The sequence below is a fragment of the Ruoffia halotolerans genome (genome assembly GCF_014049385.1).
Classification (GTDB): domain Bacteria; phylum Bacillota; class Bacilli; order Lactobacillales; family Aerococcaceae; genus Ruoffia; species Ruoffia halotolerans.
The window spans coordinates 1-16,930 of the sequence record NZ_JACAOA010000025.1 but is presented as its reverse complement, the minus strand read 5'-3'; the positions used below and the strand labels follow the sequence as shown (position 1 = coordinate 16,930).

Below are 16,930 nucleotides of genomic sequence, written 5' to 3'. Positions count from 1 at the left end.
CCTCCAATTACAAATTATCCAATAAATATTCGAATCGCAATTAACGCCGCTGTTACTAATAATAGAGTTAAGAGTGCATAAGCATCTATTTTTGAGTATTTTAATTGTCTATATTTTGTCCGACCTTCTCCACCTCGATAACCTCGAGCTTCCATGGCAATCGCCATCTCATCAGCCCGGTTAAATGCACTAACGAACAGTGGAATTAAGATGGGTACCATAGCCTTAACACGGTCAACGAAACTACCTTCATCGAATTCTACACCTCGAGCTCTTTGAGCATTCATAATCTTTTGCGCTTCATCCATCAAAGTAGGAACATAACGTAAAGCAATGGAAAGCATTAACGCCACTTCGTGTGAAGGAAAACCTAAACGAGACAACGGTCTTAATAAGTGTTCAATACCATCTGTTAATTCTAATGGTGCTGTTGTAAGAGTTAAGATGGTTGACATCATAATAATTAAGACTAATCGCATAAAGATATAAATCGCATTGATTACCCCTAAAGATGTAATTGTTATCGGACCTAATTGGAAATAAACCGTTCCTCCAACAGTAAATAACATCTGAAATATAACGGTGAACATAATAATCCACAACATTGGTCGAATTCCACGTAAAAAGTAAGATATAGAAATATTACTTAATTTGATGACAATAAATACAAATGCTGCAAGGAGTAAGTAAGCTAGCCAATGATTTGCTAAAAAAACAATCACAATGAAAAAGAAACTACCTAATAACTTAGTGCGAGGATCTAATTCATGAATTATTGAATTACCTTGCAAATAGCGGCCTAAAAGTAATTTATCAAACATTTTCTGACACCTCACTCTTTAGAGCACGAGATTGCTTAATTTTTACAATCTCATCTGCTAGTTGCTCTACTGTAATCGGTTGAGTCTCTTTTATATAAGTTGTTTCTAACTGAGTATCAATATCTTTAAAAAACTGTAACGAATGAGGTAGAGATAATTGTAATGTTTCTAGTTTATCCTCATCTTTAAAAATTTCTAATGGTTCTCCTGTCTTAACCACTGTTCCGTTCTCCATCACAATGACATTATCCGCATATAAAGCCACATCTTCCATTTGATGTGTTACTAAAACGAGTGTTAAGTTTTGTTCGCGATGTAAATTAACAAACATCTCAAGCATGTACTTCTGACCCGCTGGATCTAAACCAGCTGTCGGTTCATCAAGAACGAGAACGCTTGGTTCCAAGGCTAAAACACCAGCAATAGCGACACGTCTCATTTGACCTCCACTCAAGTCAAACGGAGATCGGTCGTAAAGATTCTCAGGTAAACCGACTAAAGATAGTTTCTCACGCGCAATGCGTTCAGCTTCTTCTTCGGAAACACCAAAGTTTAAAGGTCCAAACATGACATCTTTTAAGACGGTTTCTTCAAATAACTGAGACTCTGGAAATTGAAACACGACACTGACTTGTTTTCTCAGTGCTTTTAAATTTTTATTTTTAGAATCAGAAGTAATTTCTACATCATTAATCTTTACAGTACCATGCGTTGGTCGTAACAACACGTTTAGATGTTGGATAAGTGTTGATTTTCCTGAGCCAGTATGTCCGATAATGGCAGTAATCTTTCCTTTAGGAATACTTAAGTTCACATTTTTTAATGCAGAAACGGCAAACGGACTACCCGCATTATAAATATGATCTACATTGTTAAATACGATTGGATTATCCATTGTAATAAAGCCTCCTCATCCAAATATTCATCCGGTATATCTATTCCACGCTCCATTAAAGCATGTTTCAACTTCTGTGTGAATGGCAAATCTAGTCCCATATCAATGAGACCTTTACCTAAATTAAAGATATCGGCAGGAACACCTTCACTTTTCTTTTCGCCATCTTTCATCACAATAATTCGATCTGCTTTGGAAGCTTCATCGATATCATGTGTAATAGAGATAACAGTTAAATCATGTTGTTCTTTTACTTTCTCAATTGCTTCAATCACTTCTTCGCGACCCAAAGGATCTAACATCGCGGTTGCTTCGTCTAGTAAAATTACATCTGGTCGTAAAGCAATGACGCTTGCAAGTGCCACTCTTTGTTTTTGCCCACCAGATAAACGAGCGGGTTCTTTCTGTTTATGGTCAGACATTCTAACTTGTTGAAGTGCTTCATTAACACGTTGAATCATCTCTAGACGTTCAACTCCATTGTTTTCTAAACCAAAAGCAACATCGTCTTCAACCGTTGCCCCAACAAATTGGTTATCAGGATTTTGAAAGACCATTCCGACAGATCTTCTAGCTTCCCAAACGGTTTCTTCATCTAGTAATTTTCCATTGATAAATACTTTTCCACTTTCAGGCACCAAAAGACCGTTCATAATTTTTGCTAAAGTTGACTTCCCTGATCCGTTGGGACCGATTAATGCAACCCATTCCCCTTTATTGATGGTCAGATTAACATTCGTCAAAGCAAAAGACTCTACGCCTTGATATTGAAATGATATATCTTTTAACTTGATGATAGGACTTTTCATTATTATCTTCCTTTCGCGACACATCTTTCTGATTTTTTCATAGGTAAATATACCATTTAATTCGATTCTTTTCTCAAAACAATCATATACTTAACTATAAAAAAAGCACTTACGATAGAAGCACATGGATTGGAGGAGAAAATCCCCTCCAATCTAAGCAATAAACATTGCTTGTGCATTAGAGCTAGACCAAATTATTGATCATAACACTCTCCATCATTAAGTGACTAAACTTTTGGTTCTTATTAAATTATTAAACTAACTCTAAGATTACCATTGGAGCAGCGTCACCACGTCGTGGTCCTTTTTTAAGGATACGAGTATAACCTCCATTACGGTTTTCATAACGGTTAGCATAATTATCGAATAAACGATCTAATACTGATTCAATAATTACTTCGTCATCTTCAATACGAGCATCAGCTAATTCGCGGCGTAAGAATGAAGCTGCCTTACGACGAGAAGCTAAGTCACCTTTCTTACCTAATGTAATCATTTTTTCAACAGTTTTACGAACTTCTTTAGCACGAGCTTCTGTTGTTTCGATACGTTCGTTGATAATTACATCAGTCGTTAAATCACGTAGTAATGCTTTACGTTGTGTACTTGTACGTCCTAATTTACGGTATGCCATTAAGATTCCTCCATTTCTTGTAAAATAAACCCTAATGATCTATTATTCGTCGTCTTTCAGACTTAGGCCTAGATCATCTAATTTGCCTTTAACTTCTGATAATGATTTACGTCCTAAGTTACGAACTTTCATCATTTCAGCTTCAGTTTTATTTGTAAGTTCTTGAATTGTATTAATTCCAGCACGTTTCAAGCAGTTGTAAGATCGAACAGATAAGTCTAATTCTTCAATTGTCATGATAAGAACTTTTTCTTTTTCTGCTTCTTCTTTTTCAACCATAATTTCAGCTTCGCGTGCTTCATCGTTTAAGTTAACAAATATATTTAAATGTTCAGTCAATATTTTTGCAGCTAAACTTAAAGATTTTTCTGGACTAATTGATCCGTCTGTCCAAATGTCTAAAGTCAATTTATCAAATATATTCTTTTGACCAATACGTGTATTTTCAACTTGATAATTCACTTTTTCAATTGGTGTATATATTGAATCGATTGGTAATACACCAATTGGCATATCATCACTCTTATTGTATTCGCTACGTGCATAACCTCGACCGTTGGACACGCTAATACGCATGTTCAATTCTGCATCTTCGGCTAAGGTACAAATATGTAAATCTGGATTTAAAATTTGTACATCATTATCATGAATAATGTCAGCAGCTGTTACTGTTTTTGGACCCGCAACATTTAATTCAATTACTTTGCTTTCTTCCGTGTGCAATTTAAGGGCTAACTTCTTCAAGTTTAAAATGATCGTAGGAACATCTTCCACTACACCATCGACTGTAGCGAACTCATGAAGTACACCATCAATTTGAATATTAGTTACTGCTGCACCTGGTAATGAAGATAGCAGAATACGACGTAATGAGTTTCCAAGAGTTGTTCCATATCCACGTTCTAATGGTTCAATCACGATCTTGCCAAATTTTTCATCTTCACTGACTTCAACCGTTGTAATCTCTGGTTTTTCAATCTCGATCATTAGTAATTTTCCCCTTTCAATACGTTATGTCTCAATGATAATTTTGTAGCAACATTAAAAGTTTTTAAATATAGGAATTATCATTAAACACGACGACGTTTTGGTGGACGAGCACCGTTATGTGGGATTGGGGTTACGTCACGAATTGCTGAAACCTCTAAACCAGCTGCTTGTAATGAACGGATTGCTGATTCACGACCAGATCCTGGTCCTTTAACTGCAACCTCTACAGATTTCATACCATGTTCCATTGCGCCTTTAGCAGCAACTTCTGATGCCATTTGAGCAGCAAATGGAGTAGATTTTTTTGATCCACGGAATCCTAATGATCCTGCTGATGACCAAGAAAGTGCGTTACCATTCTCGTCTGTAATCATAACGATTGTATTATTGAATGTTGAACGAATATGTGCGATTCCACGTTCAATATTTTTTCTGTCGCGACGACGTCTACGAGCTTGTTGTCTTTTTGCCATGAAGTCTTAACCTCCCTTTTAAATTAATTATTTCTTACCTTGAACTGCTTTTTTAGGACCTTTACGGGTACGTGCGTTGTTTTTAGTGTTTTGTCCGCGAACTGGTAAGTTACGACGGTGACGGTTACCACGGTATGATCCGATTTCTTGTAAACGTTTGATGTCTAAACTTACTTCACGACGTAAATCACCTTCAACTTTGATTCCGTCAACAATAGAACGTAAACGGTCTAATTCATCGTTAGATAAATCTTGTACGCGAGTGTTTTCAGATACATTAGCATCTGCACAGATTTGTTTTGCTGTAGTGTTCCCGATTCCAAAGATATATGTTAATGAAATAACAATACGTTTGTCACGTGGAATATCAACTCCTGCTATACGAGCCATAGACTAGTTTCCTCCTTTTTCTTAAAATTAACCTTGACGTTGTTTGTGTTTTGGATTTTCGCAAATTACCATTACTTTACCATTACGGCGGATAACTTTGCACTTCTCACAAATTGGTTTTACTGATGCTCTAACTTTCATCATTTTCCCTCCTTAAACTTCTTAACCATCGACTATTTAAAGCGATATGTAATTCGACCTTTTGTCAAATCATAAGGAGACATTTCAACTGTTACTTTATCTCCTGGCAAAATACGGATATAGTTCATACGAATTTTACCTGAAACATGAGCTAAAATTTCGTGGCCATTTTCTAATTCAACTTTGAACATTGCATTTGGCAAGGTTTCTAAAATAATTCCTTCTACTTCAATAACATCATCTTTAGCCATTAATACTTCCTCCTTTTTTTACCAGTTAGTGAAATGCTTTGGTATCTATTCTCCAAGAATATTACGTATCTCACGATAAACTACTTCAATCGGATTTTCACCACTAATGCGGTGTAGTATGTTTTTATCATCGTAGAATTCTAAGATCGGTTTAATTGATTCCATCTGTAAGTTAATACGATGTCTAACTTTTTCTGGCTTGTCGTCTTCACGTTGATAGAAGTCATGAGAACCACAGTTATCACAAACACCATCAACTGAAGGTGGATTGTATACTTTATGATACGTAGCTCCACAATCACGACAAATAATTCTACCGCTTAGACGTTTTTCAAGGACATCTGAATCAACATCGATATAAATAACAGCGTCAATATCAGAATTCATATCTTTTAAATTCTCTTCTAGTGCATGTGCTTGTTGAAGCGTTCTTGGGTACCCGTCTAGCATAAACCCATCTGCTTGTACATCTGATTGTGATAAACGTTCACGAACTAAGTTGTTCGTAACATCATCCGGCACAAGATTACCAGCATCTGTATATGATTTAGCTTTTAGTCCCAATTTCGTTTCATTCTTAATTGCTTCACGGAAGATATCCCCTGTTGCAATATGTACCATTGAATAATCTGTGGAGATATGTTCACTTTGTGTTCCTTTCCCTGCTCCGGGAAGGCCCATTAATAAAATATTCATATAAATCGTCCTTACTTATTTAATATCGATGAACTATTGATAAAGAAATCCTTTATAGCGACGTTTAACCATTCTACCTTCGATTTGTTTAGTTGTTTCTATAGCAACACCTACAACAATTAAAATACTTGTTCCACTTAATGAAATATTCATTGGTATTTCCCAGATAAATCCAGCAACGATCGGTAATACGGCGATTAATGTTAGATATAATGCGCCGACCCCACTTAAGCGATTAATTAATTGTGTAATAAATGTCTCGGTATCATTACCAGGACGTACACTTGGTATATAAGCGCCTTGTTTCTGTAAATTTTCTGCTACTTTCTCAGGGTTAACCTGTACTAATGAATAGAAATAAGTAAAGGCAATAAGTAATACAGTATAGAATACTGCTCCTAATGGATGTTGTAAGTTAAACAAGTTTCCGAAAAACTGCATCACTGGACCTGCGTTGTCAGTACTTAAGAAAGAAAAGATTGTTTGTGGTGTTGTAATAAACGACGTTGCGAAAATTACAGGAATAACACCAGCAGAGTTAATCTTTAATGGTAAGTGCGCTGTATGTCGGGCACCAGTTGCTTTCTTAGAGTGATGAATTGGAATACGTCTTTGAGCTCTTTCCATTAGAACAACAATAACAATACTTACGATGATTACTAGTACGATGGCTAATAAAATCAGTAAATTTTGGGTCAGTTCATTACCTGTCACACCTGATATAGATGATTGGAAAAATCCATAAAAATCTTTTGGCACTTCTGCAACAATACCGGCGAAGATCAACATAGATACTCCGTTTCCGACACCATTACGCGTGATTTGCTCACCTAACCAAACTAAGAACATTGTTCCAGCCGTTAAGATTAAAGCAATTGTTAGATAAGTTGCCATTGTAGGGTTATTAATTAAACCTAAACCAGATAACTGGTTAAACCCAAATGATAATCCTAAAGATTGGATAAAGCCTAAAACTATTGCAGTGTAAGTAGTAGCTTGATTAAGCTTACGTCTACCGACTTCACCTTGTTTGGCCCACTCGGTAAACTTAGGAACTAAGTCCATTTGCAATAATTGCATAATGATTGATGCAGTAATGTATGGCGATACACCCATCGCAAAGATAGAATATCTTTGAAGTGCACCCCCACCAAAAGTATTCAATAAACCTAATACCCCAGTATTGCTTAATGATTGTAAAGCACCAGCGTTAACACCTGGTACTGGGATATGAGACCCTAAACGGAATACTGCGAAGATAAACAGAGTGAATAAAATTCTACGTCGGATATCTCTAACAGCGAATGCATTTTTCAAGAAGGAAAACATTAAATCACCTCAATCGATCCACCAGCACCAGTGATAGCTTCTTCTGCAGATTTAGAGAATTTAGCAGCTTGAACTGTTAATTTTTTCTCTAAGTTACCATCACCTAAAATTTTAATTCCTGATAATTCGTTTTTCACAACGCCAGATTCAATTAATAAAGCTGGTGTAACTGTTGTGCCATCTTCAAAACGGTTTAATGTTTCTAAGTTCACTACAGCATAATCTTTACGATTGATGTTAGTGAAACCACGTTTTGGTAAACGACGGAATAAAGGTTGTTGTCCACCTTCAAATCCTAAACGTACTCCACCGCCTGAACGTGCTTTTTGACCTTTTTGTCCACGACCAGCTGTTTTTCCGTTCCCTGAACCTTGTCCACGCCCAACACGGTTACGTAATTTGCGTGATCCTTCAGCAGGTTGTAATGTATGAAGTTTCATTCCTTCGGCACCTCCTTATATTAGATTTTATACTTAAGCTTCTTTGACTTCTACTAAATGGCTTATTGTACGAACCATTCCACGAACAGATTCATTGTCAGGTTTCACAACACTCTTGTTAAGTTTTGTTAAGCCTAACGCTTTAGCTGTTTGAATTTGGTTTTGTTTACGTCCAATAAAGCTACGTTTTAATGTGATTTCTAAGTTGGCCATTGAATGTCCTCCTAACCTAAAAGTTCTTCGACTGATTTGCCACGTAATGCAGCAACTTCATCGGCTTCTTTAAGATTTTTTAGACCTTCAACAGTTGCAGAAATCATGTTAATTGGTGTATTTGATCCAAGTGATTTACTTGTTACGTCAGCAATACCAGCTAATTCAATAACGGCACGGACTGGTCCACCAGCGGCAACCCCAGAACCGGCTGTTGCAGGTTTAAGTAATACTTGTCCTCCACAGAATTCACCAACGATTTCATGTGGAATAGTTGTTCCTGATGTAGGGACTTTAATCATGTTTTTCTTAGCATTTTCGATACCTTTACGGATTGCTTCTGGTACTTCTTGAGCTTTACCTGTAGCAAAACCAACGTGACCATTCTTATCACCAACAACTACTAAAGCAGAGAAACGTAGACGGCGTCCACCTTTAACAACTTTAGTTACGCGGTTAATCGCAACTACGCGATCTTCAATTTCGCCTAATGTTTCTGGATTAATAAATTCCATTAAACAATGTTCCCCTTTCTATTAAAATTCTAAGCCGTTTTCACGAGCAGCTTCAGCTAATGCTTGAACACGTCCGTGATATACATATCCACCACGGTCAAATACTACTGTTTTATGTCCAGCAGCTGTTGCGCGTTCAGCAACTAATTTACCAACTGATGCAGCTTGTTCGACTTTTGTTCCATTTGATTTAACTTCTTCGTCTTGTGAAGAGGCACTGACTAGCGTCACACCCGCTACGTCATCAATTAATTGAGCGTAGATGTTAGTATTCGAACGGAATACACTTAAGCGTGGGCACTCTGCAGTACCAGAGATTCTATTACGGATACGTAAATGTCTTTTTTTACGTAATTTATTTCTTTCTGGTTTTGAAATCATTTTGTCACCTCTTTAATTTTTTATTTATTATTTACCAGTTTTACCTTCTTTACGGCGAACAAATTCACCAACATAGCGAATTCCTTTACCTTTATATGGCTCTGGTGGACGAACTGCACGAATGTTTGCCGCTAATTCTCCAACTTTTTCTTTGTTGAATCCTTGAACGATGATTTGTGTGTTTGAAGGAACTTCAAAATCAACACCTTCGCTCGCTTCGAATTCAACTGGGTGTGATAAACCAACATTTAATGTAAGTTTGTTACCTTGTTTTTGTGCACGATAACCTACACCGATTAATTCTAATTCTTTTTTAAATCCTGTAGACACACCTTCGATCATGTTAGCAATTAATGAACGAGTTGTACCATGGATTGAGCGGTTAGCTTTATTGTCATTTGGACGAGTGAAAGTGATTTCGTTATCCGCGATTTCTAATGAAATTGCTGGCGATAGTTCACGAGTTAATTCGCCTTTTGGGCCTTTAACAGTTGCTGTAGTACCATTTAGTTCTACGGTAACTCCTGATGGAATTACTACAGGTTTTTTACCTATACGACTCACAGTACCGCACCTCCTTATATTTTATAATATTTATCTACAAATTACCAAACGTATGCTAAAATTTCTCCACCGATTTTTTCATTTCTTGCAACTTTATCAGTTACTAAGCCACGAGAAGTTGAGACGATTGCGATTCCTAAGCCATTTAAAACTTTAGGAATATCTTCAGATTTAGCGTAAACACGTAAACCTGGTTTAGAAATACGTTTTAGACCTGTAATAACTTTTTCGTTATTACGTCCGTATTTTAAGTTTAATTTAATTACATTTTGTTTGTTATCTTCAGTTACTTCATAACCTTTAATGAAACCTTCGTTTTTTAAGATTTCAGCAATTGCCACTTTAGTATTAGAAGATGGTGCTGTTACAGATGTATGTTTTTGTGCATTTGCATTACGAATTCTTGTTAGAAAATCTGCAATTGGATCTGTCATTACCATGTGTATTTACCTCCTTAGTTTAAAAGTATTTGAATTACCAGCTTGCTTTCTTAACGCCAGGAATTTGTCCTTTATAAGCAAGTTCACGGAAGCAAATACGGCAAAGTTTGAACTTACGGTAAACTGAATGCGGACGTCCACAACGTTCACAACGTGTGTATTCTCTTACTTTATATTTTGGTGTACGTTGATTTTTTTCTACCATTGATTTTTTAGCCAATACGATTCGCCTCCTTTATTATTTTTTAAACGGCATACCTAACTCTTTAAGTAAGGCATGTGATTCTTCGTCAGTGTTTGCTGTTGTTACGATTACTATATCCATTCCACGAACTTTATCTACGTTATCATAGTTAATTTCTGGGAAAATTAATTGTTCTTTAACACCTAAAGTGTAGTTTCCTCGACCATCAAAGGCTTTGTTTGAGACACCTTGGAAGTCACGTACACGTGGTAATGATACTGTGATCAATTTGTCTAAGAAGTCATACATTCTTTGTCCACGTAAAGTAACTTTAGCTCCAATCGGCATTCCCTCACGTAGACGGAAACCTGCAATTGATTTCTTAGCTTTAGTAATAACTGGTTTTTGTCCAGTTAATAATGTTAATTCTGCAACTGCTTTATCTAAGTTTTTAGCATTTGAAACTGCATCACCAACACCCATGTTAACAACAATTTTATCTATTTTTGGTACTTCCATAACAGAAGAGTAGTTAAATTGTTCAACTAATTTGCTAGTGATTTCGTTATTATATCTTTGTTTTAAACGGCTTTCCATTAAACTTTGTCCTCCTTCCCAAAATGATTAGTTAAGTGTTGTATCTGATTTTTTAGAGAAACGTACTTTTTTACCATCTTCAAAACGGTAACCAACGCGTGTTGCTTCTCCGTTAGAATCTACTAATTTTACGTTTGATACATGAATTGGAGCAGGGAATTCTTCGATTCCGCCTGTCGCCATTTGAGTAGGTTTTTGGTGACGTTTATGGATGTTTAATCCTTCAACGATCACTTTATCTTGCTTAGGTAAAGTTTTAAGAACTGTTCCTGTTTCGCCTTTATCTTTACCAGCAATAATTTTTACTGTATCTCCTGATTTAATGCGCATGAATTGTTTCCTCCTTCGTAATTGGATTAAAGAACTTCTGGAGCTAATGATACGATACGCATGAAGTTGTTGTCACGTAATTCACGTGCAACTGGTCCAAAAATACGTGTTCCACGAGGTGTCTTATCATCACGAATAATGACACATGCATTTTCGTCAAATTTTATATAAGACCCATCATTACGGCGAGCTCCTGTTTTTGTGCGTACGATTACTGCTTTTACTACGTCACCTTTTTTGACAACTCCACCTGGTGTTGCATGTTTAACTGTTGCAACAATTACATCACCAATGTTAGCTGTTTTACGACCTGATCCACCTAGTACTTTAATAGTTAATACTTCACGTGCACCAGAGTTATCGGCAACTTTTAATCGACTTTCTTGTTGAATCATTCCGATGTCCTCCTTCCGATTTCTTCTTTATGTATTAGATAATTACAGCTTCTTCAACGATATCTAATAAACGGAAGCGTTTCGTTTTAGATAATGGACGAGTTTCCATAATGCGGACGATGTCGCCTTCTTTTGCGCTGTTATTTTCATCATGTGCTGTATATTTTTTTGAATATTTAACACGTTTACCGTATTTAGGGTGTACTACACGAGTTTCAACGACAACAGAGATTGTTTTGTCTCCTTTGTCTGAAACGACACGACCACGATAAACTTTACGTTTGTTACGTTCTTCAGTCATTTAACATCTGCCTCCTTTTATTATTTAGTCAGTTCTTGTTCACGTAAGACAGTTTTAATACGAGCGATTGTTTTACGTACTTGACGTAAACGGGCAGTGTTTTCTAATTGTCCTGTTGCCAATTGGAATCGAAGATTGAATAATTCTTTTTTATATTCTTTTTCTTTGTTAACCATATCAGCAGTGGATAATTCTCTAATTTCTTTAATTTGCATTCGATTCACCACCATATTCTTCACGTTTTACGAATTTTGTTTTGATAGGTAATTTGTTTGATGCAAGACGGAAAGCCTCACGAGCTACTTCTTCTGGAACCCCATCGATTTCAAACAAGATTTTACCACGTTTAACTGGAGCTACCCAACCTTCAGGTGCACCTTTACCAGATCCCATACGAACACCGATTGGTTTAGATGTGTATGATTTGTGAGGGAAGATTTTAATCCATACTTTCCCACCACGTTTCATATAACGAGTCATAGCTATACGAGCTGCTTCGATTTGACGGTTTGTGATCCATTTAGATTCAACGGCTCTTAATCCGTATGTTCCGAAGTCGATGTTTTTTCCACCTTTAGCTTCTCCGCGCATTTTACCACGGAATTCACGACGGTGTTTTACACGTTTAGGTACTAACATGATTAATTTCCTCCTCTCTGGTTGTTTTCATTTACTTCAGGAAGGATTTCTCCACGACAAATCCATACTTTAACTCCAAGTTTACCGTATGTAGTGTCTGCTTCTTCCCAAGCGTAGTCGATATCTGAGCGAAGTGTATGTAATGGAACTGTACCTTCACTGTAGTGTTCAGTACGTGCCATATCAGCACCGTTTAAACGACCAGATACTTGTGTTTTAACTCCTTGTGCCCCAGCACGCATAACACGTTGGATAGCTTGCTTTTGAGCACGACGGAATGCAACACGGTTTTCTAATTGACGAGCAATATCTTCTGCTACTAATTTTGCGTCTAAGTTTGCTTGTTTAATTTCCACAATATTGATGTGTACTTTTTTACCAGTTAATTTATTTAACTGTGCACGTAGTGCATCAACTTCAGATCCACCTTTACCAATAACCATTCCTGGTTTAGCAGTATGAACTGAAATAATTACACGGTTAGCAGCACGTTCAATTTGAATTGTTGAAATTGAAGCGTCTGAAAGTTTACCGTAGATGTACTCACGAATGCGTAAATCTTCATGTAGGAAGTCGGCATACTTTTTATCAGCATACCATTTAGCATCCCAATCACGGATTACGCCAACACGCATACCTATTGGATGTACTTTTTGACCCATGTATTATGCCTCCTCTTTCTCTGATACCACAATTGTGATGTGGCTTGTTCTTTTATTGATTGGTGAAGCTGATCCTTTAGCACGAGGACGGAAACGTTTCATAGTTGGTCCTTCGTTAACAAAAGCTTCACTTACGAATAAGTTTTCTAAATCTAAATCATAGTTGTGTTCCGCGTTAGCAATAGCTGACATTAACACTTTTTCGACAGCAGGTGATGCTGATCTTGGTGTGAATTTCAGAATAGAAATTGCTTCACCTATGCTTTTTCCTCTAATTAAATCAGTTACTAGACGAACTTTACGAGGGGCAATGCGGATTGTTTTTGCTGTTGCTGTTGCAGATGTAATTTGTTCTGACATCTAATTTCCCTCCTTTATTAACGTCTTCCTGTTTTTTTATCGTCATTTGCATGACCTTTATATGTACGAGTTGGTGCGAATTCGCCCAATTTGTGTCCTACCATATCTTCTTGGATGTATACTGGGACATGTTTACGTCCATCATATACTGCAATTGTTAACCCAATGAAGTTTGGGAAGATTGTTGAACGACGCGACCATGTTTTAATAACTTGTTTTTTCTGAGCATCTTCTTGAGCTTCTACTTTCTTCATTAAGTGTGCATCAACAAATGGCCCTTTTTTCAAACTACGACTCACAGTGTAGCCTCCCTTCGGAAATTTAATCTATATACGATTATTTCTTACGTCCACGAACGATTAATTTACTTGATTTCTTCTTAGCATTACGAGTTTTAAGACCAAGAGTCTTTTTACCCCAAGGTGACATTGGACTTGGACGTCCGATTGGAGCGCGTCCTTCACCACCACCGTGCGGGTGATCGTTAGGGTTCATTACAGATCCACGAACAGTTGGACGTTTAGATAACCAACGTTTACGACCTGCTTTACCAATGTTAATTAATTCGTGTTGCTCGTTACCAACAGTTCCGATTGTTGCACGGCAAGTTGATAAGATCATACGAACTTCACCTGAAGCTAAACGTACTAATGTATATTTACCTTCATGTCCTAATACTTGTGCGCTTGTACCAGCAGAACGAACTAATTGTCCACCTTTACCTGGTTTTAACTCAATATTGTGAATTACAGTACCAACTGGGATGTTGATTAACGGTAATGCGTTCCCTACTTTGATATCTGCTTCAGCACCTGATTCAATCTTTTGACCTACTTTAAGTCCTTTTGGTGCGATGATATATGTTTTAATTCCATCTTCGTAGTTAATTAATGCGATATTCGCGCTACGGTTTGGATCATATTCGATAGTTTTAACTGTTCCGACAACGTTGTCTTTGTTACGTTTAAAGTCGATAACACGGTAAGCACGTTTGTGTCCACCACCGTTGTGACGAACTGTGATTTTACCTTGGCTATTACGGCCAGCTCTTTGTTTTTTCGATTCTAATAATGATTTTTCAGGAGTTTTTGTTGTAATCTCTGAGAAGTCATAACCAGTCATATTACGACGACCGTTAGTTATCGGTTTGTAGTGTTTAATTGCCACTCGAATTCCCTCCTACTTATCTTATTTTGTGAATTATTCTTCGTCTTCTTCTGTTTCGAATAATTCGATGTTAGCTGAATCAGCTTTTAATGTGATGATTGCTTTTTTGTATTTACGTGTGAATCCTTGGTAACGACCCATACGTTTTGCTTTTCCTTCAACGTTGATAGTATTTACTTTCTCTACTTTAACGCCTTCAAACATAGCTTCAACAGCTTGTTTAATAAGGTTTTTGTTAGCACGACGATCTACTTCAAAAGTGTATTTGTTATCGTCAATGTTATACATAGATTGCTCAGTAATTACTGGACGTAGGATTACTTCTGAAAATTCCATTATGCTAATGCCTCCTCTACTGTTGATAATGCTGCTTGAGTGATTAATACTTTGTCATAGTTAACAACGTCTAATACGTTGATGTTGTTCTCGTCAATAACTTTAACGTTATCGATGTTACGAGCTGATAAGTATGCGTTATCGTTGTTATTTTCTAAAACGATTAATGTTTTAGTGTCTAAGTTTAAGTTAGATAAAATACCTTTAAGGTCTTTTGTTTTTGGTGCATCTAAGCTTAATCCATCAACAACTACAAATTTATCTTCAACAACTTTTTGTGATAATGCTGATAAAATTGCTAAACGACGTACTTTTCTTGGTAATTTGTAACTGTATGAACGAGGTGTCGGACCAAAGACAACTCCTCCCCCAACCCATTGTGGTGAGCGGATAGATCCTTGACGTGCACGACCTGTTCCTTTTTGTCTCCAAGGTTTACGTCCACCACCGCGAACTGCGTTACGGTTTTTAACTGCGTGTGTACCTTGACGTAATGATGCACGTTGCATGATTACTGCATCGAACATAACACTTTCGTTTGGTTCGATACCGAAGATCGATTCGTTTAACTCAACTTCTCCAGCTTGCGATCCGTCTTGTTTAAATAAAGTAACTTTTGTCATTCTCGTTCCTCCCCTCTTAATTAGTTAGATTTAACTGCTTTTTTAATTTGTACTAAAGATTTTTTAGCACCTGGTACATTACCTTTAATTAAGATAACGTTATCTTCAGGATTTACTGCAACGATTTCTAAGTTTTGAATCGTCACTTGTTCACTACCAGTTTGTCCAGGTAATTTTTTACCTTTTAAAACACGTGATGGTGAAGCTGCCATTGCCATCGCACCTGGGCGACGGTGGAAACGAGATCCGTGAGCCATTGGTCCACGAGCTTGGCCGTGACGTTTAATAACCCCTTGGAAACCTTTACCTTTAGATGTTCCTGTTACATCGATGATGTCTCCGACTGCGAATGTTTCTACAGTGATTTCTTGCCCAACTTCATATTCTCCTAGCTCGACATCACGAAATTCGCGAATGAAGCGCTTAGGAGTAGCGTTTGCTTTCGCTACATGACCTTTATGAGGTTTTGTTGCTAATACTTCACGTTTGTCTTGGAAACCTAATTGTACAGATTCATATCCATCTGTTTCATTTGATTTCACTTGTAATACAACGTTTGGTTGAGCTTCCACTACTGTTACAGGGATTAACTCACCATTCTCCGTAAAGAATTGCGTCATTCCTACTTTTGTTCCTAAGATTCCTTTGGTCATGAGTACACCTCCATTTTAATTTTTATTTTATAACTTAATTTCTACGTCTACACCACTTGGTAAATCTAATTTCATTAATGCATCAACTGTTTTAGCAGTTGGGTTAACGATATCGATTAAACGTTTGTGTGTGCGCATCTCAAATTGCTCACGTGAATCTTTATATTTATGCGGTGAACGGATAACTGTATATACCGAACGTTCTGTTGGTAATGGGATTGGCCCTACAGTTTGTGCTCCAGTTCTTTGTGCAGATTCTACGATTTTGTTCGCTGATACATCAAGAGCACGATGCTCATAAGCTTTCAGACGAATACGAATTTTTTGGTTTGCCATTGTTTTTCCTCCTCCGTCAAATTTGTTAAATTGACTTGCTCCGCAAGAATTACCGACTACACTGGCCATTGGCAACTCAGCCTAGCGTGTCGCAACCTCTCGCTTCATAGCTCGCCCACCTCACAATATAGGGGGCTGTGTTACGTTCAGTAGAAATAAATCTACTTATGACACAACGAATATTATAACGAACACATCACTTAGAAGCAAGCTTTTTTCGCATTTTTTTTAAAAAACTTCAAAATAATATTTCTTTCTATTATATATACGTGTTTTTGTGTCTCTATTTAAGCTTTGTAACATTTTAATGGAAAATCCTGGCAGATGGAAATCTTTTTTTATATTTATTTATTATTACTTATTTT

The 16,930-nt window shown here is 36.9% G+C and carries 32 protein-coding genes; all 32 read right to left on the bottom strand.

The features are described from left to right. Window positions 1-14: 14 nt before the first annotated feature. The 32 genes from HW423_RS08785 to rpsJ all read right to left on the bottom strand — a co-directional run bounded on the left by HW423_RS08785 (window position 15) and on the right by rpsJ (window position 16,565). Complete coding sequence (locus HW423_RS08785; protein WP_218931542.1) at window positions 15-821, bottom strand: energy-coupling factor transporter transmembrane component T family protein; 807 nt, start codon at window positions 819-821, stop codon at window positions 15-17. After that, on the bottom strand, window positions 814-1,716 hold the full coding sequence (locus HW423_RS08780) for an energy-coupling factor ABC transporter ATP-binding protein (RefSeq protein ID WP_218931541.1): 903 nt from the start codon (window positions 1,714-1,716) through the stop codon (window positions 814-816). The genes HW423_RS08785 and HW423_RS08780 overlap by 8 nt, the downstream gene beginning before the upstream one ends. Continuing rightward, window positions 1,686-2,525 (bottom strand): energy-coupling factor ABC transporter ATP-binding protein, encoded by an 840-nt coding sequence (locus HW423_RS08775; RefSeq protein WP_218931540.1) that lies wholly within the window; start codon window positions 2,523-2,525, stop codon window positions 1,686-1,688. The genes HW423_RS08780 and HW423_RS08775 overlap by 31 nt, the downstream gene beginning before the upstream one ends. A 253-nt stretch (window positions 2,526-2,778) precedes the next feature. Further along, window positions 2,779-3,159: a 50S ribosomal protein L17 gene (gene rplQ / locus HW423_RS08770; RefSeq protein WP_138404375.1), complete on the bottom strand. Its 381-nt coding sequence runs from the start codon at window positions 3,157-3,159 to the stop codon at window positions 2,779-2,781. Window positions 3,160-3,201: 42 nt separating this feature from the next. Further along, window positions 3,202-4,146, bottom strand: a complete 945-nt coding sequence (locus tag HW423_RS08765) for a DNA-directed RNA polymerase subunit alpha (RefSeq protein WP_218931539.1) — start codon at window positions 4,144-4,146, stop codon at window positions 3,202-3,204. 83 nt (window positions 4,147-4,229) lie between these two features. Further along, window positions 4,230-4,622, bottom strand: a complete 393-nt coding sequence (rpsK, locus tag HW423_RS08760; RefSeq protein WP_138404377.1) for a 30S ribosomal protein S11 — start codon at window positions 4,620-4,622, stop codon at window positions 4,230-4,232. Window positions 4,623-4,649: 27 nt separating this feature from the next. Further along, window positions 4,650-5,012, bottom strand: a complete 363-nt coding sequence (rpsM, locus tag HW423_RS08755; protein WP_138404378.1) for a 30S ribosomal protein S13 — start codon at window positions 5,010-5,012, stop codon at window positions 4,650-4,652. A 27-nt stretch (window positions 5,013-5,039) separates the two neighbouring features. Then, entirely contained in the window at window positions 5,040-5,153 is a 114-nt protein-coding gene (rpmJ, locus tag HW423_RS08750; protein WP_124058139.1) for a 50S ribosomal protein L36, read from the bottom strand. 32 nt (window positions 5,154-5,185) lie between these two features. Continuing rightward, window positions 5,186-5,404 carry a translation initiation factor IF-1 gene (gene infA / locus HW423_RS08745; protein WP_138404379.1) on the bottom strand — a complete coding sequence of 73 codons (219 nt, stop codon included), beginning with the start codon at window positions 5,402-5,404 and terminating at the stop codon, window positions 5,186-5,188. 45 nt (window positions 5,405-5,449) lie between these two features. After that, window positions 5,450-6,100 carry an adenylate kinase gene (locus HW423_RS08740; RefSeq protein ID WP_218931538.1) on the bottom strand — a complete coding sequence of 217 codons (651 nt, stop codon included), beginning with the start codon at window positions 6,098-6,100 and terminating at the stop codon, window positions 5,450-5,452. Between the two features lie 33 nt (window positions 6,101-6,133). Further along, entirely contained in the window at window positions 6,134-7,429 is a 1,296-nt protein-coding gene (gene secY / locus HW423_RS08735; protein ID WP_138404381.1) for a preprotein translocase subunit SecY, read from the bottom strand. Continuing rightward, window positions 7,429-7,869 carry a 50S ribosomal protein L15 gene (gene rplO, locus HW423_RS08730; protein WP_138404382.1) on the bottom strand — a complete coding sequence of 147 codons (441 nt, stop codon included), beginning with the start codon at window positions 7,867-7,869 and terminating at the stop codon, window positions 7,429-7,431. Before rplO ends, secY begins: the two co-directional genes overlap by 1 nt. Window positions 7,870-7,902: 33 nt before the next feature. Then, window positions 7,903-8,082, bottom strand: coding sequence for a 50S ribosomal protein L30 (gene rpmD, locus HW423_RS08725; protein WP_138404383.1), 180 nt, complete (start codon window positions 8,080-8,082; stop codon window positions 7,903-7,905). A gap of 11 nt (window positions 8,083-8,093) precedes the next feature. After that, window positions 8,094-8,597, bottom strand: a complete 504-nt coding sequence (gene rpsE / locus HW423_RS08720) for a 30S ribosomal protein S5 (RefSeq protein WP_138404384.1) — start codon at window positions 8,595-8,597, stop codon at window positions 8,094-8,096. 21 nt (window positions 8,598-8,618) lie between these two features. Beyond that, entirely contained in the window at window positions 8,619-8,978 is a 360-nt protein-coding gene (gene rplR / locus HW423_RS08715) for a 50S ribosomal protein L18 (RefSeq protein WP_197103569.1), read from the bottom strand. A gap of 27 nt (window positions 8,979-9,005) precedes the next feature. Continuing rightward, window positions 9,006-9,542 carry a 50S ribosomal protein L6 gene (rplF, locus tag HW423_RS08710; RefSeq protein WP_218931537.1) on the bottom strand — a complete coding sequence of 179 codons (537 nt, stop codon included), beginning with the start codon at window positions 9,540-9,542 and terminating at the stop codon, window positions 9,006-9,008. Window positions 9,543-9,583: 41 nt separating this feature from the next. Continuing rightward, window positions 9,584-9,982, bottom strand: coding sequence for a 30S ribosomal protein S8 (gene rpsH, locus HW423_RS08705; RefSeq protein ID WP_138404387.1), 399 nt, complete (start codon window positions 9,980-9,982; stop codon window positions 9,584-9,586). Window positions 9,983-10,016: 34 nt separating this feature from the next. Continuing rightward, window positions 10,017-10,202 (bottom strand): type Z 30S ribosomal protein S14, encoded by a 186-nt coding sequence (locus HW423_RS08700; protein ID WP_138404388.1) that lies wholly within the window; start codon window positions 10,200-10,202, stop codon window positions 10,017-10,019. An 18-nt stretch (window positions 10,203-10,220) separates the two neighbouring features. Then, window positions 10,221-10,763 carry a 50S ribosomal protein L5 gene (gene rplE / locus HW423_RS08695; protein ID WP_218931536.1) on the bottom strand — a complete coding sequence of 181 codons (543 nt, stop codon included), beginning with the start codon at window positions 10,761-10,763 and terminating at the stop codon, window positions 10,221-10,223. Window positions 10,764-10,790: 27 nt separating this feature from the next. Continuing rightward, complete coding sequence (gene rplX, locus HW423_RS08690) at window positions 10,791-11,093, bottom strand: 50S ribosomal protein L24 (protein WP_138404390.1); 303 nt, start codon at window positions 11,091-11,093, stop codon at window positions 10,791-10,793. A gap of 26 nt (window positions 11,094-11,119) precedes the next feature. Beyond that, complete coding sequence (rplN, locus tag HW423_RS08685) at window positions 11,120-11,488, bottom strand: 50S ribosomal protein L14 (protein ID WP_197103575.1); 369 nt, start codon at window positions 11,486-11,488, stop codon at window positions 11,120-11,122. A 34-nt stretch (window positions 11,489-11,522) separates the two neighbouring features. Further along, window positions 11,523-11,789 (bottom strand): 30S ribosomal protein S17, encoded by a 267-nt coding sequence (rpsQ, locus tag HW423_RS08680; protein ID WP_138404392.1) that lies wholly within the window; start codon window positions 11,787-11,789, stop codon window positions 11,523-11,525. Window positions 11,790-11,809: 20 nt separating this feature from the next. Then, window positions 11,810-12,004, bottom strand: coding sequence for a 50S ribosomal protein L29 (gene rpmC / locus HW423_RS08675; protein ID WP_197103577.1), 195 nt, complete (start codon window positions 12,002-12,004; stop codon window positions 11,810-11,812). Next, complete coding sequence (rplP, locus tag HW423_RS08670; RefSeq protein WP_218931535.1) at window positions 11,994-12,428, bottom strand: 50S ribosomal protein L16; 435 nt, start codon at window positions 12,426-12,428, stop codon at window positions 11,994-11,996. Before rplP ends, rpmC begins: the two co-directional genes overlap by 11 nt. 2 nt (window positions 12,429-12,430) lie before the next feature. Beyond that, window positions 12,431-13,090 carry a 30S ribosomal protein S3 gene (rpsC, locus tag HW423_RS08665; RefSeq protein WP_218931534.1) on the bottom strand — a complete coding sequence of 220 codons (660 nt, stop codon included), beginning with the start codon at window positions 13,088-13,090 and terminating at the stop codon, window positions 12,431-12,433. A gap of 3 nt (window positions 13,091-13,093) precedes the next feature. Continuing rightward, on the bottom strand, window positions 13,094-13,450 hold the full coding sequence (gene rplV / locus HW423_RS08660; protein ID WP_138404396.1) for a 50S ribosomal protein L22: 357 nt from the start codon (window positions 13,448-13,450) through the stop codon (window positions 13,094-13,096). A gap of 17 nt (window positions 13,451-13,467) precedes the next feature. Beyond that, a complete protein-coding gene (rpsS, locus tag HW423_RS08655) occupies window positions 13,468-13,749 on the bottom strand; it encodes a 30S ribosomal protein S19 (protein ID WP_218931533.1) in 282 nt (93 codons plus the stop codon). Between the two features lie 37 nt (window positions 13,750-13,786). Continuing rightward, a complete protein-coding gene (rplB, locus tag HW423_RS08650) occupies window positions 13,787-14,617 on the bottom strand; it encodes a 50S ribosomal protein L2 (protein ID WP_218931532.1) in 831 nt (276 codons plus the stop codon). Window positions 14,618-14,650: 33 nt separating this feature from the next. Continuing rightward, window positions 14,651-14,953: a 50S ribosomal protein L23 gene (rplW, locus tag HW423_RS08645; RefSeq protein WP_138404399.1), complete on the bottom strand. Its 303-nt coding sequence runs from the start codon at window positions 14,951-14,953 to the stop codon at window positions 14,651-14,653. Next, the gene (gene rplD / locus HW423_RS08640) at window positions 14,953-15,576 is read right to left on the bottom strand and encodes a 50S ribosomal protein L4 (RefSeq protein WP_138404400.1); all 624 of its coding nucleotides are present in this window, start codon (window positions 15,574-15,576) and stop codon (window positions 14,953-14,955) included. Before rplD ends, rplW begins: the two co-directional genes overlap by 1 nt. 20 nt (window positions 15,577-15,596) lie before the next feature. Beyond that, entirely contained in the window at window positions 15,597-16,229 is a 633-nt protein-coding gene (rplC, locus tag HW423_RS08635) for a 50S ribosomal protein L3 (protein ID WP_197103581.1), read from the bottom strand. 27 nt (window positions 16,230-16,256) lie between these two features. After that, complete coding sequence (gene rpsJ, locus HW423_RS08630) at window positions 16,257-16,565, bottom strand: 30S ribosomal protein S10 (protein ID WP_138404402.1); 309 nt, start codon at window positions 16,563-16,565, stop codon at window positions 16,257-16,259. Window positions 16,566-16,930 lie beyond the last annotated feature (365 nt).

What these genes read in the sequence shown, in the direction of transcription:
- HW423_RS08785 (WP_218931542.1), bottom strand. Translation starts at nt 821, where the DNA reads ATGTTTGATAAATTACTTTTAGGCCGCTATTTGCAAGGTAATTCAATA.
- HW423_RS08780 (WP_218931541.1), bottom strand. Translation starts at nt 1,716, where the DNA reads ATGGATAATCCAATCGTATTTAACAATGTAGATCATATTTATAATGCG.
- HW423_RS08775 (WP_218931540.1), bottom strand. Translation starts at nt 2,525, where the DNA reads ATGAAAAGTCCTATCATCAAGTTAAAAGATATATCATTTCAATATCAA.
- rplQ (WP_138404375.1), bottom strand. Translation starts at nt 3,159, where the DNA reads ATGGCATACCGTAAATTAGGACGTACAAGTACACAACGTAAAGCATTA.
- HW423_RS08765 (WP_218931539.1), bottom strand. Translation starts at nt 4,146, where the DNA reads ATGATCGAGATTGAAAAACCAGAGATTACAACGGTTGAAGTCAGTGAA.
- rpsK (WP_138404377.1), bottom strand. Translation starts at nt 4,622, where the DNA reads ATGGCAAAAAGACAACAAGCTCGTAGACGTCGTCGCGACAGAAAAAAT.
- rpsM (WP_138404378.1), bottom strand. Translation starts at nt 5,012, where the DNA reads ATGGCTCGTATAGCAGGAGTTGATATTCCACGTGACAAACGTATTGTT.
- rpmJ (WP_124058139.1), bottom strand. Translation starts at nt 5,153, where the DNA reads ATGAAAGTTAGAGCATCAGTAAAACCAATTTGTGAGAAGTGCAAAGTT.
- infA (WP_138404379.1), bottom strand. Translation starts at nt 5,404, where the DNA reads ATGGCTAAAGATGATGTTATTGAAGTAGAAGGAATTATTTTAGAAACC.
- HW423_RS08740 (WP_218931538.1), bottom strand. Translation starts at nt 6,100, where the DNA reads ATGAATATTTTATTAATGGGCCTTCCCGGAGCAGGGAAAGGAACACAA.
- secY (WP_138404381.1), bottom strand. Translation starts at nt 7,429, where the DNA reads ATGTTTTCCTTCTTGAAAAATGCATTCGCTGTTAGAGATATCCGACGT.
- rplO (WP_138404382.1), bottom strand. Translation starts at nt 7,869, where the DNA reads ATGAAACTTCATACATTACAACCTGCTGAAGGATCACGCAAATTACGT.
- rpmD (WP_138404383.1), bottom strand. Translation starts at nt 8,082, where the DNA reads ATGGCCAACTTAGAAATCACATTAAAACGTAGCTTTATTGGACGTAAA.
- rpsE (WP_138404384.1), bottom strand. Translation starts at nt 8,597, where the DNA reads ATGGAATTTATTAATCCAGAAACATTAGGCGAAATTGAAGATCGCGTA.
- rplR (WP_197103569.1), bottom strand. Translation starts at nt 8,978, where the DNA reads ATGATTTCAAAACCAGAAAGAAATAAATTACGTAAAAAAAGACATTTA.
- rpsH (WP_138404387.1), bottom strand. Translation starts at nt 9,982, where the DNA reads ATGGTAATGACAGATCCAATTGCAGATTTTCTAACAAGAATTCGTAAT.
- rplE (WP_218931536.1), bottom strand. Translation starts at nt 10,763, where the DNA reads ATGGAAAGCCGTTTAAAACAAAGATATAATAACGAAATCACTAGCAAA.
- rplX (WP_138404390.1), bottom strand. Translation starts at nt 11,093, where the DNA reads ATGCGCATTAAATCAGGAGATACAGTAAAAATTATTGCTGGTAAAGAT.
- rplN (WP_197103575.1), bottom strand. Translation starts at nt 11,488, where the DNA reads ATGATTCAACAAGAAAGTCGATTAAAAGTTGCCGATAACTCTGGTGCA.
- rpsQ (WP_138404392.1), bottom strand. Translation starts at nt 11,789, where the DNA reads ATGACTGAAGAACGTAACAAACGTAAAGTTTATCGTGGTCGTGTCGTT.
- rpmC (WP_197103577.1), bottom strand. Translation starts at nt 12,004, where the DNA reads ATGCAAATTAAAGAAATTAGAGAATTATCCACTGCTGATATGGTTAAC.
- rplP (WP_218931535.1), bottom strand. Translation starts at nt 12,428, where the DNA reads ATGTTAGTACCTAAACGTGTAAAACACCGTCGTGAATTCCGTGGTAAA.
- rpsC (WP_218931534.1), bottom strand. Translation starts at nt 13,090, where the DNA reads ATGGGTCAAAAAGTACATCCAATAGGTATGCGTGTTGGCGTAATCCGT.
- rplV (WP_138404396.1), bottom strand. Translation starts at nt 13,450, where the DNA reads ATGTCAGAACAAATTACATCTGCAACAGCAACAGCAAAAACAATCCGC.
- rplW (WP_138404399.1), bottom strand. Translation starts at nt 14,953, where the DNA reads ATGGAATTTTCAGAAGTAATCCTACGTCCAGTAATTACTGAGCAATCT.
- rplD (WP_138404400.1), bottom strand. Translation starts at nt 15,576, where the DNA reads ATGACAAAAGTTACTTTATTTAAACAAGACGGATCGCAAGCTGGAGAA.
- rplC (WP_197103581.1), bottom strand. Translation starts at nt 16,229, where the DNA reads ATGACCAAAGGAATCTTAGGAACAAAAGTAGGAATGACGCAATTCTTT.
- rpsJ (WP_138404402.1), bottom strand. Translation starts at nt 16,565, where the DNA reads ATGGCAAACCAAAAAATTCGTATTCGTCTGAAAGCTTATGAGCATCGT.